The organism is Rhizobium sp. Root1334 (genome assembly GCF_001426665.1).
GTDB lineage: Bacteria > Pseudomonadota > Alphaproteobacteria > Rhizobiales > Rhizobiaceae > Pararhizobium.
In genome coordinates, this window is sequence record NZ_LMEY01000012.1 from 1 (window position 1) to 16,716 (window position 16,716).

The following is a 16,716-nucleotide window of genomic DNA, read 5'->3' on the forward strand; positions in this document are numbered from 1 at the left end:
CCTCAGCCGAGGCATGGATCATGATTGCACACATTCGCCTTATGACCCGCCGCATTGCAAGGTATTGCGATTACTGAGACCTTTTCGAATCCGACTCTAAGAGACTCGATTTTCCTGAGCCCCTGCGACCAAATATCAGATGGTGCCGTTTACTTTTCGCGCGTGATAGAGTGCCCTGAGCTGGCTCAATAAAATATTTTACACCTTCGCGTGTTGATCTAGTGGCTTCTTCTAACGTTGCTGCAAAGTCATCAATTTTATTTGTTTCAAGCATATTAACGAATCTTTCCGCATTTCTATTCGATTAAGATAATAGCGTTTTGGTTGTGGGCAACTATTTTTTTTCAACTAATTTTGGAATTCGTTGGTGGGATAGCTAATATGGCTCTGGCGATAATTGGATTCGAAAAGGCCAGCCGGTTGGGATTTTTACTCTACCGCGCACCATCAAACAACGCGCTCAGGCTCCACGGATATTCCCCCTGCTGGTCGGCGATGTCGTCGACTTTCCAGCCGCCGTGTTCCTTGACCAGCGTGTAGAACAGCGTCACCGGTCCGGAATTCCGGAACGTCACTTCGACTTCGGCGGTATCGTCGATGACGGCCGGCTGGCCGATTTCGACATCGGTGGCCTGGCCGTCATTGCCTGAGATCACCGGGTCGAAATCGATGGTGCCGGCATCGCCGGCCGCTGTGCCGTCGGCATCTTCCTGGAAGCGGGCGTTCAACTGGTCGGAGAAGAACGGCGCGTAGGGCGAGGGGGCGTTTTCGGCGGTTCTGGCGGTGTCGTAGCTGTAGAGCGCCTCAAGCAGGGCCTCCGGGGTCTTGTAGGGTGCGGCCATGGCGGGAAGCGTTGACAGGGCGAGTACGGCGGAGAGGAGGAGGGCGGGCAGGCGCATGGCAGGTCCTTTGGCGGCTGTGGTGTGTTTGAGCAGTAGCCGATGGGCGGTGGTCTGGCCATGGGGCATTTTTGGGGGGATGGCTGGTGCGCGGCAGGCGGCGGTTTCCTTCTTCTCCCCAGCGGGGAGAAGTGCCGAGCGACGGCGAGGCGATGAGGGGGCGGTGCGGCACATTCTGAGCGCTTGGCCCCTTCATCCGGCCCTGCGGGCCACCTTCTCCCCGGCGGGGTGAAGAGGGAGCGGGCGGGATCTTGCGGGTGTCTCGGGGTGGGCGCGCGCTTTGCGGCGTTGAGGCGCACTATGAGGGGCGGCACGGCAGAAAGGGTGCGTGCGGCCCCCTCATCCGGCCCGTTGGGCCACCTTCTCCCCGGTGGGGAGAAGAGGGAACGGGCGGAAACTTCTTCGGCTTTCCCATCCCCCTGCGGGGGATCACGGTTTGTTGTGGTCTGGCCATGCGGCATTGTTGGAGATGTGGCTGGCGTGTCCCACTTCTCCCCAGCGGGGAGACGTGCCGGGCGGAGGCGAGGCGATGAGGGGGCGGTGCGGCAGAATAGGTGCCTGTGGGGCCCTCATCCGGCCCTGCGGGCCACCTTCTCCCCGCTGGGGAGAAGAGGGAGCGGGCGGGGCCTTGCGGGCGTCTCGGCGTGGGTCCGGAATATGCGGGGCGGCACCCCCCTCTGTCGGCTTTGCCGACATCTCCCCCACAAGGGGGGAGATTACCCCGAATGTTTGGTGGTCACCCCACCCCGGCGCGGAGCGCCGACCCTTCCCCTCGAGGGGAGGGTATTACTGGCCGGGGCGGCCGGTCTTGCCTTTGGTTTTCTTCTGGCGCTTGAGGTCGCCGGCATCCTCGTAGGAACCGGCGCCGGATTTGGCGCGGATGAAGGGTTTTGGGTCGTCGGCCTTTTCCGGCTGGCCTTCCAGCAGCGGCGAGACGCGTTTTCCGGGTTCCGTCACCGGCTTTTCCGGCAGTTTTCCCGTGGTGTTGAGCGGCTTTTCGGTGCGGCCGACGGTCATTTCGTCGAGGCTGTTCTTGCGGAACAGGCTGGCCTCACCACGTGCCGGGACGGCGATGTTGTGACCCACGTCGTCGTCGGTGGGTTTGCGGAACCCGGATTGCCCCTCGGCCGGTTTGCGGGCCGGGCGGGTCATGTCGGTGCCTGGGCCCATGTCGTCGAGGGTGGGTTTGGCGAAGAGGCTGGTGGCCTTACCCTCCCCTTGAGGGGGAGGGTCGGACCGTAGGTCCGGGGCGGGGTGATCTTTCGCGGTACTGATGGGGTCACCCCCACCCGCAGCTTCGCTGCGACCTCCCCCCTCAAGGGGGAGGTGGGTGTCGCGGCCGGCCTTGCCCTTCTTGCCTGAGCCCTCCATCGCCCGCGCCTCTTGGCGTGCCATCGGGTCGTCCATGACGGCGAGTTCGGCGGCCTTGAGGCGTTTGATTTCGTCGCGCAGGCGGGCGGCGGTTTCGAAATCGAGGTCGGCGGCGGCGTTGCGCATCTGCTTTTCGAGCGCTTCGAGATGGGCGGCGAGATTGTTGCCGACCAGGTCGGTGACGCTGCCCTTGACGCCCTTGATGCCGATATCGGCGCGGACATGATCCTTCTCGTAGACCGAATCGAGGATGTCGGAAATGCGGGCTTTCACCGATTCCGGCGTGATGCCATTGGCCTCATTGTAGGCCACCTGCTTTTCGCGGCGGCGGGAGGTTTCCTCCATGGCGCGCTTCATCGATCCGGTGATCTGGTCGGCATAGAGGATGACCTTGCCGTCGACGTTTCGCGCCGCGCGGCCGATGGTCTGCACCAGCGAGGTTTCCGAGCGCAGAAAACCTTCCTTGTCGGCATCGAGGATGGCGACGAAGCCGCATTCGGGAATGTCGAGGCCTTCGCGCAGCAGGTTGATGCCGACCAGCACGTCGAAAGCGCCGAGGCGCAGGTCGCGGATGATCTCGATGCGCTCCAGCGTGTCGATATCACTGTGCATGTAGCGGACGCGAATGCCCTGCTCGTGCAGATATTCGGTCAGGTCCTCGGCCATGCGCTTGGTCAGCACGGTGATCAGCGTGCGGTAACCGGCCTGGGCGGTCTCGCGGATTTCGCCCAAGACGTCGTCGACCTGGGTCTTGGCCGAGCGGACCTCGACCGGCGGATCGATCAGGCCCGTGGGGCGGATGACCTGTTCGGCAAAGACGCCGCCGGACTGTTCCAGCTCCCAGGCCGCTGGTGTCGCCGAGACGGCGATCGTGTCCGGGCGCATGGCGTCCCATTCCTCGAAGCGCAAGGGACGGTTGTCCATGCAGGATGGCAGGCGGAAACCGTATTCGGCCAGCGTCGCCTTGCGGCGGAAGTCGCCCCGGTACATGCCGCCGATCTGGCTGACGGAGACGTGGCTCTCGTCGATGAACAGCAGCGCGTTGTCGGGGATATATTCGAACAGAGTCGGCGGCGGCTCGCCGGGCTGGCGGCCGGTGAGGTAGCGCGAATAGTTTTCGATGCCGGCGCAGGAACCGGTGGCTTCCAGCATCTCGATGTCGTAGCGGGTGCGCTGTTCCAGCCGCTGGGCTTCGAGCAGGCGGCCGCCCTTTTCCAGCTCGGCCAGGCGCAGTTTCAGCTCTTCCTTGATCGATTTGATCGCCTGGTTGAGCGTCGGGCGCGGGGTGACATAGTGGGAATTGGCGTAAATCTTGACGCTCTTCAGGTCGTCGGTCTTCTGGCCGGTCAGCGGATCGAATTCGGTGATGCTGTCGATCTCGTCGCCGAACATGCTGATACGCCACGCGGCATCCTCAAGGTGGGCGGGGAAGATCTCGATCGTGTCGCCGCGCACGCGAAAACTGCCGCGTTGAAAATCCATGTCGCGGCGCTTGTATTGCTGGGCAACGAGATCGGCGAGCAACTGCCGCTGGTCGAGCGTGTCGCCGACCGTCATCTGGAAGGTCATGGCGGTGTAGGTCTCGACCGAGCCGATACCGTAGATGCAGGAGACCGAGGCGACGATGATGACGTCGTCGCGCTCGATCAGCGAGCGGGTGGCCGAGTGGCGCATGCGGTCGATCTGCTCGTTGATCGAACTTTCCTTCTCGATGAAGGTATCGGAGCGCGGCACATAGGCTTCCGGCTGGTAATAATCGTAGTAGGAGACGAAATATTCGACCGCATTGTCGGGGAAGAAGTTCTTGAACTCGGAATAGAGCTGGGCCGCCAGCGTCTTGTTCGGCGCCAGGATGACGGCGGGGCGCTGGGTGGCCTCGATTACCTTGGCCATGGTGAACGTCTTGCCGGAGCCGGTGACACCGAGCAGGACCTGGGAGCGGTCGCCGTTGGACAGGCCCTCGACGAGGTCCTTGATGGCGGTCGGCTGGTCGCCGGCGGGCTCGAAATCGGCCTTCATGACGATCTCGATGCCGCCCTCGGATTTTTCCGGGCGGGCGGGGCGGTGCGGCGTCCACAGTTTGCCGTCCTTGAACAGCGGGTTGCCGCTCTCGATCAAGGCGGAGAGGGCCTCGACCGTGGCGGTGACGCCGCTGCCGGACATGAACTTTTCGGCATCCTCGAGCGCGACATCGAGGCCGGAGACGGGATTAAGACCGGCGGCGGCACGGGTCTTCGGATCCGATGTGCCGCCCATCGAGGTGCCGCGGGCGGAGCGGCTGGCGCTCACCCCGTCCTTGCTGGTCTTTTCCTGCTTTGCCTTCTGGGCGGCGATCTCCACCTTCTTGCGGTGTTTGCCGGCCTTGGAGGCGACGTCGTGGCGGGTCTCGATCGTCTCGGCCTCGGCCATGCGCTGCAGCTCTTCGGCCCAGTCGGCGACATTGGACGACAGGGAACCGGCAGGAGCGCCTTCGAATGAGGCCTGGGGAGCTTCTTCGAAGCCTGTGGTTTTTTTCGGTGCTTTCGACATGCGGGGAATATGGAGAGAGTCCGGCGGAAAGTGAAGGGGAGAGGAGTACAAAAAGGCAACGGGGAGGTGGGCTACTGCCAGTTTCTGACAGGATTGTTCGCGAGATCCGGTCCGGCCGGTTTTCTGTGTGGCGGCGGGCGGTCCCGGCTTGAATGGTGGCGGATTGGCGGTACATGCTGCGCATCTCGCCAACCCATCTTTCCAGGGATTCGAAATGCCTTTTTCGCTGAATACGGCCGCCGTGCTGCCGATCGTGCTGCTCATCCTGTCGAATGTCTTCATGACCTTCGCCTGGTACGGCCATCTGAAATATACGTCGTCGCCGCTCTACATGGCCGTGATCGCCAGCTGGGGCATCGCCTTTTTCGAATATTGCCTGGCGGTTCCGGCCAACCGGATTGGCCACGAGGTCTATTCGGCGGCGCAGCTGAAGACCATGCAGGAGGTCATCACGCTGGTGGTGTTTGCTGGTTTCTCGGTGTTTTGGCTGAAGGAATCGCTGACCTGGAACCATGCCATCGGTTTCTGCATGATCGCCGGCGGCGCGGCCTTCGTGTTCAAAGGCTGACAGCCTCAACCGCCGCCGAACCATCATCCGAGCGGATGACGAAGCAACCGACGATGCGGTCGTAGAGGGTCTGGCCGCGCCAGAGGATGAACGGGCCGAACCACCAGAGTGCGCCGAGCAGCCACGCGATCAGGCCAACGGTCAGCAAGGCGCTGAAATCCGGCAGCTGCATGTCGCGGGCGGCACGGACGACATCGGCGAACTCACCGGAGGCCAGCGTCGACACGCCGGGCAGGTTGCGCGCGGCGTGAACGGTGACGGCGATGCCGAGAAGGCATGACGGCAGGAACTTCCAGACCTCCCTCGTCAGGCATTGCCTGAAGGAGGGGATTGCTTGCCTGGCAGCGACGATGCGAAGGAACAGAATGGCTTTTCCAGGCGTCCTGCGGCCCGCCGCCGTCATTCTGGCGGTTGCCAGAACGAACAGCGCCAGGAACAACAGCTGGAGCAGGATGTTCGATGCGGTGCTCGCTCCGGAAATATCCAGCGGGATGGCCTTGCCAGTCTCATCGATCTCTATCGATACGAAGCGGCTGGAACCTGTTGCGTCTGCGGATCTCGTCACCGTCGATATGAAGAAGCGCTGCTGCATGCCGATGCTGGAATTGATACAGATCTGGTTTGTTCGGGTTTCGCCATCCGCCAGTGGCCATCCTGCTTCGACCTCTCCGATCAACGGACTGTCGGTGGTGACCTCGCATGTCGTCGATTGTCCGATGTAGAAACCGAGATTCCAGCCCGTGACGGCCTGCAGCGGCAGCGCCAGCATCATCAGGGTGCTGTAGAAAACCGCCAGATCGACAACAAACGCGACGGCGCGGCGCCAGAAAAGGCGCGGTGGCCGTGTTGTGGTGCCAGGCGTAACAGCGGTCATCGGTTCCCTTTCAGCAATCCCGTGTGACCGGGTTCATAGGGCGTCTTGCCGGTGGCGGGCAATGGGCACCATGGGCTTTTCGGAGGCAGTTTTCGCGGATTGACATTTTGGGGCCGCGACCGCATTGCGCGTGTCTGGTTTTGGCGCCGTCCTTCGATGACGCGGCTGAAGGCTGTGATGCGCCGGGCGCCGAGCCATCGGACATGCAGACGGGAATGAACGGGACTGACATGTTGCTCTTGAAACTGACCTTGGTACCCTTCTTTTTGCTTGCCGTTTCGATGGCGGCCGTGCGCTGGGGGCCGGCAGTGGCGGGCTGGCTTGCCGGTCTGCCGATCGTGGCAGGGCCTATCCTCTATCTGCTGGTGCTGGAGCAAGGGCCGATTTTCGGGGTGGGCGCTGCCGCGGCTGCCCTGTCGGCGATCTTCGCGTCTGAGGCCTTCAACCTCGCCTACGCCTGGACCTGCCGCTGGTATCATTATTGCATTGCCGCCGTGATGGGGCTTGCCGCGTGGTTCATCGCCGCCCTCGGCCTGACGAGCTTGCCCGGAACGCCGGCCGTTGCACTCGGTATGGCGCTGCTCGGCGTCATCTGCGCGCAAACATTTCTGCCGCGCACGAACGCCACCGCCAAGGTGATAACGATCACCCGGCTTGATCTGATCATGCGCATGGTTGCCGGTGCTGTTCTGACGCTGGCGGTGACGGTCCTGTCGGCTTCGCTGGGCGCGCAATGGAGCGGCGTTCTGACGGTTTTTCCGCTGCTGGGGCTGATCCTGTCGGTGTCATCGCAGCGGGCCTATGGTCCCGATTTCGTTGTCCGGCTGCTGCGCGGCATGGTGCTGGGACGCTTTTCGTTCGCGGCCTTTTGCCTTTGCCTCGTCTGGCTACTGCCCAGGCAGAATGCCGAGATCGCATTTCTTGTCTCGTCCGCCGTATCCGTCTGTGTTCAATGGGCCAGCAGGCAGGTCGCCGCCGCTCTGCGCCAAGCCCGAGCCTAGCGATTAATCGCTGCCGCCGAACAGCGTATCGAGGATCTTTCCTTCCAGCCGCGCCAGTTCCGGCGAACCGTGGCGGCGGGGGCGCTCAAGCGGGATATCGAAATCAAGCGCGATCCGGCCGTGGTCGATGACGATGACCCGGTCGGCCAGCGCCACGGCTTCGGCGACATCATGGGTGACCAGAACCGCTGTGAAGGTCTGTTGCTGCCAGATGCTTTCGAGCAGATGCTGCATCTCGATGCGGGTTAGCGCGTCGAGCGCGCCGAGCGGCTCGTCGAGTGCCAGAATATAGGGGTGCGCTACAAGCGCACGGGCAAGGGCCACACGCTGGCGCTGGCCGCCGGACAGGACAGACGGCCATTCTTCGGCCCGGTCGGCAAGGCCAACCTCGCTCAGAATGGCGAGCGATTTTTCGCGGGCCTCCGCGCCCTTGGCGATACCGGTCAGGCCGACCTCAACATTCCTGGCGATCTTGGCCCAGGGCAGAAGACGAGGTTCCTGGAACATGATGCGGGTGCGGTTTTCACCTTCCGCGCCCTTGTTGAGCGTCAGTGTGCCGGAGGTCGGTTTGTCGAGACCGGTCAGCAGCCGCAGCAGCGTGCTCTTGCCACAGCCACTTTTTCCGATGACGGCGATGAACTGGCCGGCGGGGACATCGAGATCGATGTTGTCGAGAACGGTCTTGTCGCCGAACTTGCGGCTGACGCCACGAAAGGAAAAGGCGACGTCGCGGTTGTCTTGGTCGCGCGGTTTTGGTGCGGCATAGGGAAACCACTGGCCGGGCGGCGTTTCACGCAGCGCGCGTGCCTCTGCCGTTTCCTTGACCGGACGGGCCGGTTTGGTCTGTTGATCGAGGGTGATGACGGACATTTCCGGTACTCCGTGTTTCGTTTCGCGAAAAATCAGGCAGTCTGGAAGGCGGGATGCCACTGCAATGTCAGCCGCTCGAGCAGCCGGGCAAAACTATCGGCGAGCTTGCCGAGCAGGGCGTAGATCAGGATTGACAGCACGACGACATCGATCAAAAGAAACTCGCGGGCCTGCATGGCCATGTAGCCAAGGCCGGAGGAGGCGGCGATGGTTTCGGCGACGATCAGCGTCAGCCACATGATCCCCAACGCATACCGCAGGCCGACGAAGATGGCGGGCAGGGCGCCGGGCAGGATGACGCGGAAGAACAGCGTGGTGCGCGACATGCCGTAGACGCGGCCCATCTCGACCAGTTGCGGATCAACGCTCTGGATGCCGAGCAGCGTGTTAACATAGATCGGGAAGAACACGCCGAGTGCCACGAGGAAGAGCTTTGCTTCCTCATCAATGCCGAACCAGAGGATGACCAGCGGGATCAATGCCAGATGCGGAATGTTGCGAACCATCTGTAGCGTCGTGTCGGTCAGGTTGCGTGACAGGCCGGAAAGACCATTGGCAAGGCCGAAGATCAGGCCGATCGAGCCGCCGATAGCAAAGCCGGAGAGGGCGCGGGCGGTGCTGACGCCAATATTGCGGACGAGTTCGCCCGACAGAAGCAAGCGCCAGAAGGCCTCGGCAACGGCGGAGGGGGCCGCCATGACATTTGGCGAGATCAGCCCGGTGCGGGCGGCAATTTCCCAAACAAGAACGATGAGGGCGGGCAGAAGCCAGCCTGTGCCATTGCGCAGGATCGATTGACCGGTGGATTTCATCCTCTGCCCTTTCTGTTTCGTCGCTAGCCATTTTCGCGTGCCGGTCCGGATTGACGACCGGCACGCTTGCGGTTTCCCTGGGAGGAACTCAGTTTGTCGGCGCGGTCCAGACCGCATCGGCGATGGTGATCTGCTTGGGAATCAGGCCGAGCTTGAAGAACCGATTGGCGGTCTGCTGCTGGCTGGCGACGATCTCCGGCGTAATCGGTTCGACGCCGAAGACGGTGCGGTTGGCAGCGATTGTCTGGGCTTCCAGCGGCACACCCGTCACCTCATGCAGCGCTTCCGCCACCTTGCCGCGATTTGCATCGGCCCAGGCTGCAGCATCCTTCAGGGCGGCGATCGTGGTGGTGACCGTTTCCGGATGGTCCTTGGCGAAATCGCGATTGGCGAGGAAATAGGTCTTGACGTTGAGGGTCTCGGCCGAGGTTGTCAAAATGCGTGGCTTGTAGCGGGTTTCGGCGATGGCGAAGAAGGGATCCCAGACGGCCCAGGCGTCGATCTTGTCGCTGGCAAAGGCAGCGGCCGCATCGGCGGGGCTCAGATAGACCGGGGTGATGTCCTTGAAATCGATGCCGGCTTTTTCGAGTGCCGCGACGACAAGATTGTGGGCGGACGTGCCCTTGCCGACGCCGACTTTCTTGCCCTTGAGATCGGCCAGCGACTGGATGGATGAATCCGGCTTGACGAAGATGGCTTCGCCGGCGCCGTTGGAGGGGAGGGCCGCGACATAGGTGATGGCGGAGCCTGCGGCCTGGCCGAAAATGGGCGGCGCATCGCCGGTCCAGCCGACATTGATCGAGCCGACATTCAGCGCTTCGACCAGCGGCGGGCCTGCGGTGAATTCGACCCAGGAGACGGTGACGCCTTTGGGCGCCAGCGCCTTTTCGATGATCTGCTGCTGGCGGGCGATGACCGGCAGGCCGGTCTTCTGATAACCGATCTTGAATTCGGTCAGTTCGGCGGCGGCCACGCCGGCGGCGGAGAGCCCGGAGGCCGCAAACAGGCTGGTGGCGATGAGGCCAGCGCCGAACAGGCGTCGTGTCAGGTTGAGCATCGGATCCCTCTTATGGCTGGCGGAAGCGTTTTCCGCGTGATGTGGGATCATGCTAGATAAATCTATTATGATTATAGAGTTTATTTATTTTGTAGATTGAGTGCGCGGGGAAATGCTTTTTCGTGGGGGGAGTGCAACCGGCCGGATTTTTCCGTTGCCGGTTATCACCGGCGCAGGCGGCCGGCGCGCCGCCGCTACGCCAGGCAATGACGGGAAACGTCGAATCCACTGCTGGACCTCGCAATGGCGGGGCTTCTCCCCTGGCTGAATCTGCCCTATCAACGGCCGGATTGATCAATCCTATCCGGGAGTTTTTTCGCACGTGATTGATGAAAACTTCTTCTACCCCCGCAAACCTGTCGCGATCGTTGCCCTTGGCGATTCGGCGGAGGCGCTGCTGTTGCGCGCCATTTTGGAAAGTCTTGGGGCGGCCGTGTCTTTGCATCTGCCCGGAACGCCCGGCGATGCTCTCAAGTGCCTGCAGCGGGAGGAGAAGGATGCCGAATACGTCATCCTTTCCGGACATGGTGACGAGAATGGCTTCGTGCTCGGCGAATTTGTCGACGACATAGACGCCGGGATGCTCATTGACGGTAGCCTGCCTGCCGATGCCCTGGCGGGCGCAATCCGGTTGCCGGCAAAGACAGTGATCAGTACCGCCTGCGCGACTGGAACGGATGCTTTCGGGCAGGCCTTTATCGCAGCCGGTGCGCGCGCCTATGCCGCGCCTTCAGACTTTCCGGATGGATCGGCTGTTCCCCTGTTCCTGCACGGCCTGTTCTACGAACTGTTGCACGGCGGGAAGACATTGGAAGAGGCAATTGCGAAAGCGCAAGCCTTTGACACGGGCAATGAGTTGTCTTTCGTGCTCTTCAAGGCACAAGCGGGCTAAGCGCCGGGTTCGCTTGCGCCGCCGGGCCTCGCCGGTCAATCCAAAAGATCGAACGCGCGAAAAATCCAGACGACCTGGTAGGTGAGGCCGGCGATCAGGAAGGTTGCGTGGAAACGCCGGTTGGGCGTGATGGCGGCGACGAGGCACAGCGCGATGTAGACAGTGTTTCGCAACGGATATTCCAGCCCGTAGGACAGGAAATAGGCCTTTCCCTTGACGGCGGTGTCGACCAGATCGAGGGCGTAGGCGAGCGCCAGGAAGCCGAAGAACCAGGCGCGGCGTGACATGAAATAATGTTCGTAGCCGCTATAATCCTCCATCGAGGTGGGAAAGAGCAGCACGCAGAGAAAGAAGAAGATGCAGCAATAGGCGATGACGAAGAGATAGACGCTGAAATCGATCACAGGCACGGAATGCAGCCGGTATTCCCACCACCAGAAATAGATCAGGAACAGGAACATGAACAGCACCCAGCCGAGGTGCAGCCAGTAGATTTTTGTCTTGCCGGGATGCTGGACGAACAGCGCCAGGCCCGTCAGCAGCCGGGCCATCGACAGGCTGATGACCATGCCCATGACGACGCGGATATGGGAGAAAATCTGCGGATCGACGGGCTGGTCCATGGCTCAGGCCTTTGTGAGGGCGGGGTCAGGCTTCCGGCGGGACAGGCTTCGGATGACCGTTCTCATCCAGAGCCACCATGACGAAAAGCGCATCGGTGACCTTATCCATCCGGTCGGAGAGATAGCGCTGCGCCCAGGCTTCGACCTTCAGCGTCATCGACGTGCGGCCAACCTTGACGACATCGGTATAGATGCAGAGCGTATCGCCGATCTTCACCGGCATTTCGAAGGCCATTTCCTTGACGGCGGCGGTTACGACGCGCCCGCGCGCCCGCTCGGCGGCACGGATACCGCAGGACAGGTCCATCTGCGCCATGACCCAGCCGCCGAAGATGTCGCCGGCGGCATTGGCGTCGCCTGGCATGGCCAGGGTGCGCAGGGTGAGGTCGCCGTTGGGTTTGGCCATTGTGTCGCTCTCCGTTTGTCCTGATGTAACCCGATGCGGATGGATCGGAAAAGACCCCGGCGGGAAATAACCTTGAAGGCTGCGCTGCTCATCCATGATGGTAAACAAACGGTAAGGTCCGTCCTGTCAATTTTAGTGGTCTCTTGTTAGGAAGTTCGAAAATTCCGGCCGGTATCGTGCCTCGATAATATGAGGGGGACTGGGCTCAATGAAACATTTTCGAATTTCGGTGCGTCTTTATGCACTGGTGGGGTTGGCACTTCTGACCATGGCGGCCGTCATGACGCTTGGGCTGTTCCAGGAGCAGGACAAGCTGGTGGCGCAGCGCAAGGCCATGCTCGAAGCGATGAACGAAAATGCGGTCTCCGTGTTCGATACCTACTACAAGCAGGAACAGGCGGGAACGCTGTCGAAGGCCGATGCGCAAGCGCGGGCGATCGAGGCGATCCAGGCTATGCGCTATCAGGGCAATGGCTATTTCTTCATCACCGACATGAAGAGCATGATGATCATGCATCCGATCAAGCCGGCGCTGAATGGTACCGACCAGACGGATAACAAGGACCCGACGGGCAAACACATTTTCGTAGAGTTTGCCAAGAAGGTTGCGGCAGAAGGCAAGGGGTTTGTCGATTATTACTGGCCGAAGCCCGGTGCCGACGAGCCGGTGCTGAAATATTCGCACGTGGCCGGATTTGCGCCCTGGGGCTGGATTGTCGGTACCGGCGTCTACGCCGATGACCTTGCCGCGATGTTCAAGGACGGCCTGATCCGCGTGGCGATGATTTGCGGTTTTGCTGCTCTGGTCATTCTGCTCGCCGCCTTCTCCATCGTCCGCAGCGTTGTCGGCCCGATCGAGCGGCTGAAAACCTCCATGCGGGCGATTGCCGACGAGGATGTCTCGTCTGCCATTCCGGAAAACGACCGCAAGGACGAGATCGGCCAGATGGCCGCTGTGCTGGTGGAACTGCGGGATTCGGTGAAGGAGCGCATCGGGCTTCGTGTCCGCGAGGCCGAGCAGCAGACCCGGCTGGACGAAGAGCGTCTGAGCAACGAGCATCGCTCACTGTCGAACGCACAGGCACAGGCCGACGCGATGACGACGGTCGGCAGTGCGCTTGAAAAGCTGGCAAGTGGCGATCTGACGGCGGAAATCGGCCGGATCGCCCCGGAATATTCCAAGCTGCGCGAGGATTTCAACACGGCTGTGACCGCGCTGCGTGGTGTCATCCAGTCGATCGCGCAGTCGACCGAAGTGGTTTACGGCAGTGCCGGCGACATTTCCGAAGCCGCCAACAACCTGTCGCGCCGCACCGAGCAGCAGGCGGCCGCCCTTGAAGAGACGGCGGCTGCCCTGGATGAGATCACCTCGACGGTGAAAAGCGCATCCGACCGGGCCGCTGAAGCCCGCGAAATGGTCAACGAGACCAAGGGCAGCGCGGCGAAATCCGGCGATATCGTCCGCAACGCGATTGCCGCGATGACGCGCATCGAAGGCTCGTCCTCCAAGATCAGCCAGATCATCGGTGTTATCGATGAGATCGCCTTCCAGACCAACCTCCTGGCGCTGAATGCCGGTGTCGAGGCGGCACGGGCAGGCGAGGCTGGCCGCGGGTTTGCGGTCGTCGCGCAGGAAGTGCGGGAGCTGGCGCAGCGTTCGGCCGGTGCCGCCAAGGAGATCAAGGAACTGATCCGCAATTCCGCCACCGAGGTCGAGACCGGCGTGACGCTGGTGCGCTCGACCGGCGAGGCGCTGACGGAAATCGAAAGCCTGGTCAACCGGGTGAACGAACATGTCGCCTCGATCGCCACCGCCGCCCGCGAACAGGCGACCGGTCTTGCTGAGGTCAATACGGCCGTCAACAGCATGGACCAGATGACCCAGCAGAATGCCGCGATGGTCGAGGAGACGACGGCCGCCAGCCAGACTTTAGCGCAGGAGAGCCGCGAGCTGAAGAGCCTGCTGCAGACCTTCCGCCTTTCCACGGACAACAGGCAGACGGGCTACAGCCGCGCTGCCTGAACTTTCAAAAAGACGGAAATGCCGATTGCCCGCGTTCGAAAGGACGCGGGCTTTTTCTGTTTTGGGCGGTTGTGGTGATGCGTTGTTTCTATCTGGAGATTTGGGCGATTCCAGTCGTTGGTGTAACGATGCGCTTGACCCGGGGCTATTTCCCATCAGAATAATCCAGTGGTTCAATGTGTTACGGTGCCGGTTCGGTTCAGGAGCGGCATACTGGGTTCCAAAGGGGAGAGGACTGCCAATGACGGTTTTTCAACGTGTTGCAATCCGTTTTGCGGCATTCATGGCGCTGGGACTGCTGACGGCATGCACCGTCGCCGTCGATGAGCCCGGCGGGCGGCCCTATCCTCGCCCGGAACCATCGAGGCCGCAAATGTGTACGATGGAGTATAATCCGGTCTGCGGTGAGCGCGGCAACAATCGCCGGACGTTCGGAAATGCCTGCCAGGCGCGGGCGGAAGGTTTCCGGATTACCGGGCGAGGCGAATGCCGGCCTGAACGTCCTGATTTCGGCGGCGACAGGCCCCAGGTCTGCACCCGCGAATATGCGCCGGTCTGCGCCCGCCAGGGACGGCGCGAGCAGACATTTTCAAATAGCTGCATGGCCGAAGCCCAAGGGTTCCGTGTCATCGGCCGCGGCGAATGCTCGCGCGGCAGCGACCGGCCTGTCGATGATTCCGGCATGCGTCCGCCGCGCGATCCGGATCGCCGGCCTCAGGCCTGCACCCGCGAGTTTGCGCCGGTCTGCGCCCGGCAAGGACGGCGCGAACAGACATTCCCGAACGCCTGCACGGCGCAGGCGCAGGGGTTTCGCGTGATCGGCAACGGCGATTGCCGCTGATCTGAGCGTAACGCCAGGGATAACGGACTGCTCCGGCTGGGGCGGTTCGTTTTGTGTTGAAGACAGCTGGAGTGGACCGTGCTGCGGATTGTTTCCTTGAACGCCTGGGGTGGGCAGCTCCATGCGCCGTTGATGCGCTATCTCACCGAGGCCGATGCGGATGTGATCTGCCTGCAGGAGGTGGCACGCACGCCTGGGTCTCCATCCGGCTGGCTGGCCTATCGGGACCACGGGGTCGAACTGCAACAACGGGCCAATCTGTTCGATGAAATCCGTGCCGTGCTGCCAGGCCATGACGGCTTTTTCGCCCCAACCGCGCGGGGAGACCTGTTCGACGGGGACAGAGCCGTGCCTTCGGAATTTGGTCTCGCGACCTTCATACGCTCATCGCTGACGGTGATCGCCCAGGCGCAGGATTTTGTGCATGGGGCGTTTTCACCTCATGGTTGGGGGCCGCATCCGCGCGCCCGCAATGCTCATTGCCTTCGCCTTTTCAACCATGAAGACGGGTTTTCAATGACGATCGCGCAGATGCATGGTCTGCGCGATGTTGCGGGCAAGGGCGATACGCCGGCGCGTGACGGGCAGACCAAGGCACTGATCGAGCTGATCGGACGGGTCTGGAGGCGCGACGAGCGACTGATCGTGTGCGGTGATTTCAATGTCTTGCCGGACAGCCGGATGTTCGGCGCTTTGGGCCAGCTTGGCCTGACGGACCTGATCACATCGCGCGGACATCCCGACACACGCACCTCCTACTATGAAAAGCCGGGGCGTTTTGCCGACTACATGCTGGTGACACCGGATGTCGAGGTGATCCGCTTCGATGCCGTGGCCAGGCCGGAGGTTTCCGATCATCGCGCGTTGCTGCTGGAAATGCGGTAGGACGCGTCCTCTCGACAAGAGCTGTTTGGTTGCCGGATTGAAAAAATCTCCGGCCGGTTCAATTTTTTCGCGCCAGGTGTCGATTCCTGCCGGCACCGTTCGTCGTGGAGGTGTGGGCATGAGCCTGCGCAACGAATGAGCCTCGAGGAGAGCCGTAATGCCCAAGATGATTTTCGTTAATATGCCGGTTGCCGATCTGGCCAAGGCCACCCGCTTTTATCAGGCGATCGGATGCGAAAAGAACGAACAGTTCAGCGACCAGACGTCCGCCAGCATGGTCTGGTCGGAGACGATTACCTTCCAGCTGGCAACGCCGGCTTATCTCGCGACCTACACGCCAAAACCGCTGGCCGACGCGCATCAGACGACCGAGGTGCTCTTGGCCTTGTCGATCGACAGCCGCAAAGACGTCGACAGACTGGTCGAGGCGGGCGCAGCTGCCGGAGGCAAAGCCGATATTCGCGCGCCAGAGGACAGCGGTTTCATGTATAACCGTGCCGTCGAAGACCCTGATGGTCATATGTTCGAACTGGTGTGGATGGACATGAGCGCCGTCTGAGCCGGCAGGCAATCGGGTGAAGGAGCTGCGGCAGATGCATATCGATGTAACCACGATCGGGTTTACCCATAGCACTGCGGCGGATTTCTTTGGCCGTATCCGGCAGGCCGGTGTGAAGAAGGTGATCGATATCCGGCTTCACAACACCTCGCAGCTTGCTGGTTTCGCCAAGGCTGCCGACCTGCCATATTTCCTGAAGGAGCTCTGCGGCGCTGACTACGTGCATCAACCGCTGCTGGCTCCGACAGAAGACATCCTGACGTCCTTCAGGAAGAAGAAGGACGGCGACTGGAACACGCTGCGTCACCAGTTCATGGACCTGATGGCCGAGCGTCAGATCGAGACACGGCTTACCCCTTCCTCGTTTGCCGGCAGCTGCCTGCTCTGTTCGGAAGCCAAGCCGCATCACTGCCACCGGCAACTCGTCTGCGATTATCTCGACGGCAAGTGGGGCGGCAAGCTGACTGTCAGGCATCTCTAAGCGGCCTGGGTAATCCCTGGCACCG

Annotated in this window: 16 protein-coding genes; 8 read left to right on the top strand and 8 right to left on the bottom strand. The window is 61.8% G+C overall.

The features are described from left to right. Window positions 1-434: 434 nt before the first annotated feature. Both ASD36_RS14060 and uvrB read right to left on the bottom strand, forming a co-directional pair. On the bottom strand, window positions 435-899 hold the full coding sequence (locus ASD36_RS14060) for a DUF3828 domain-containing protein (protein ID WP_060506326.1): 465 nt from the start codon (window positions 897-899) through the stop codon (window positions 435-437). Window positions 900-1,685: 786 nt separating this feature from the next. Further along, window positions 1,686-4,799 (bottom strand): excinuclease ABC subunit UvrB, encoded by a 3,114-nt coding sequence (gene uvrB, locus ASD36_RS14065; protein WP_060510983.1) that lies wholly within the window; start codon window positions 4,797-4,799, stop codon window positions 1,686-1,688. Between the two features lie 214 nt (window positions 4,800-5,013). Here uvrB and ASD36_RS14070 point away from each other — a divergent pair, with 214 nt between their 5' ends. Next, a complete protein-coding gene (locus ASD36_RS14070) occupies window positions 5,014-5,367 on the top strand; it encodes a DMT family protein (RefSeq protein WP_060506327.1) in 354 nt (117 codons plus the stop codon). On the opposite strand, the gene ASD36_RS14075 is transcribed toward ASD36_RS14070, so the two are convergent. Next, window positions 5,357-6,241 carry an RDD family protein gene (locus ASD36_RS14075; RefSeq protein ID WP_060510985.1) on the bottom strand — a complete coding sequence of 295 codons (885 nt, stop codon included), beginning with the start codon at window positions 6,239-6,241 and terminating at the stop codon, window positions 5,357-5,359. The two genes, ASD36_RS14070 and ASD36_RS14075, sit on opposite strands and share 11 nt — an antisense overlap. Window positions 6,242-6,456: 215 nt before the next feature. Here ASD36_RS14075 and ASD36_RS14080 point away from each other — a divergent pair, with 215 nt between their 5' ends. Further along, window positions 6,457-7,242 (top strand): hypothetical protein, encoded by a 786-nt coding sequence (locus tag ASD36_RS14080; RefSeq protein WP_200954904.1) that lies wholly within the window; start codon window positions 6,457-6,459, stop codon window positions 7,240-7,242. Window positions 7,243-7,245: 3 nt separating this feature from the next. Here the strand turns inward: ASD36_RS14080 and ASD36_RS14085 are convergent, their stop codons facing one another. The 3 genes from ASD36_RS14085 to ASD36_RS14095 all read right to left on the bottom strand — a co-directional run bounded on the left by ASD36_RS14085 (window position 7,246) and on the right by ASD36_RS14095 (window position 9,981). Next, entirely contained in the window at window positions 7,246-8,112 is an 867-nt protein-coding gene (locus ASD36_RS14085; RefSeq protein WP_082512286.1) for an ATP-binding cassette domain-containing protein, read from the bottom strand. A 32-nt stretch (window positions 8,113-8,144) separates the two neighbouring features. Further along, complete coding sequence (locus ASD36_RS14090; RefSeq protein WP_060510987.1) at window positions 8,145-8,924, bottom strand: ABC transporter permease subunit; 780 nt, start codon at window positions 8,922-8,924, stop codon at window positions 8,145-8,147. Window positions 8,925-9,012: 88 nt separating this feature from the next. After that, the gene (locus tag ASD36_RS14095) at window positions 9,013-9,981 is read right to left on the bottom strand and encodes an aliphatic sulfonate ABC transporter substrate-binding protein (RefSeq protein WP_060510989.1); all 969 of its coding nucleotides are present in this window, start codon (window positions 9,979-9,981) and stop codon (window positions 9,013-9,015) included. A gap of 322 nt (window positions 9,982-10,303) precedes the next feature. On the opposite strand from ASD36_RS14095, the gene ASD36_RS14100 reads away from it, so the two are divergent. After that, on the top strand, window positions 10,304-10,873 hold the full coding sequence (locus ASD36_RS14100) for a hypothetical protein (RefSeq protein ID WP_060510991.1): 570 nt from the start codon (window positions 10,304-10,306) through the stop codon (window positions 10,871-10,873). Window positions 10,874-10,908: 35 nt separating this feature from the next. Here the strand turns inward: ASD36_RS14100 and ASD36_RS14105 are convergent, their stop codons facing one another. Together ASD36_RS14105 and ASD36_RS14110 are read right to left on the bottom strand one after the other, a co-directional pair. Then, complete coding sequence (locus ASD36_RS14105) at window positions 10,909-11,496, bottom strand: hypothetical protein (protein WP_060510993.1); 588 nt, start codon at window positions 11,494-11,496, stop codon at window positions 10,909-10,911. A 25-nt stretch (window positions 11,497-11,521) separates the two neighbouring features. Beyond that, entirely contained in the window at window positions 11,522-11,902 is a 381-nt protein-coding gene (locus ASD36_RS14110) for an acyl-CoA thioesterase (RefSeq protein ID WP_060506279.1), read from the bottom strand. 208 nt (window positions 11,903-12,110) lie between these two features. On the opposite strand from ASD36_RS14110, the gene ASD36_RS14115 reads away from it, so the two are divergent. The 5 genes from ASD36_RS14115 (at window position 12,111) to ASD36_RS14135 (ending at window position 16,691) form a co-directional block, all read left to right on the top strand. After that, window positions 12,111-13,925 (top strand): methyl-accepting chemotaxis protein, encoded by a 1,815-nt coding sequence (locus tag ASD36_RS14115; RefSeq protein ID WP_060510995.1) that lies wholly within the window; start codon window positions 12,111-12,113, stop codon window positions 13,923-13,925. Window positions 13,926-14,166: 241 nt separating this feature from the next. Further along, complete coding sequence (locus tag ASD36_RS14120; RefSeq protein ID WP_060506281.1) at window positions 14,167-14,766, top strand: Kazal-type serine protease inhibitor domain-containing protein; 600 nt, start codon at window positions 14,167-14,169, stop codon at window positions 14,764-14,766. Window positions 14,767-14,847: 81 nt separating this feature from the next. Then, complete coding sequence (locus ASD36_RS14125) at window positions 14,848-15,651, top strand: endonuclease/exonuclease/phosphatase family protein (protein ID WP_060506330.1); 804 nt, start codon at window positions 14,848-14,850, stop codon at window positions 15,649-15,651. 157 nt (window positions 15,652-15,808) lie between these two features. Further along, window positions 15,809-16,210, top strand: a complete 402-nt coding sequence (locus tag ASD36_RS14130; protein ID WP_060510997.1) for a VOC family protein — start codon at window positions 15,809-15,811, stop codon at window positions 16,208-16,210. Window positions 16,211-16,244: 34 nt separating this feature from the next. Then, the gene (locus tag ASD36_RS14135; RefSeq protein WP_060506331.1) at window positions 16,245-16,691 is read left to right on the top strand and encodes a DUF488 domain-containing protein; all 447 of its coding nucleotides are present in this window, start codon (window positions 16,245-16,247) and stop codon (window positions 16,689-16,691) included. Window positions 16,692-16,716 lie beyond the last annotated feature (25 nt).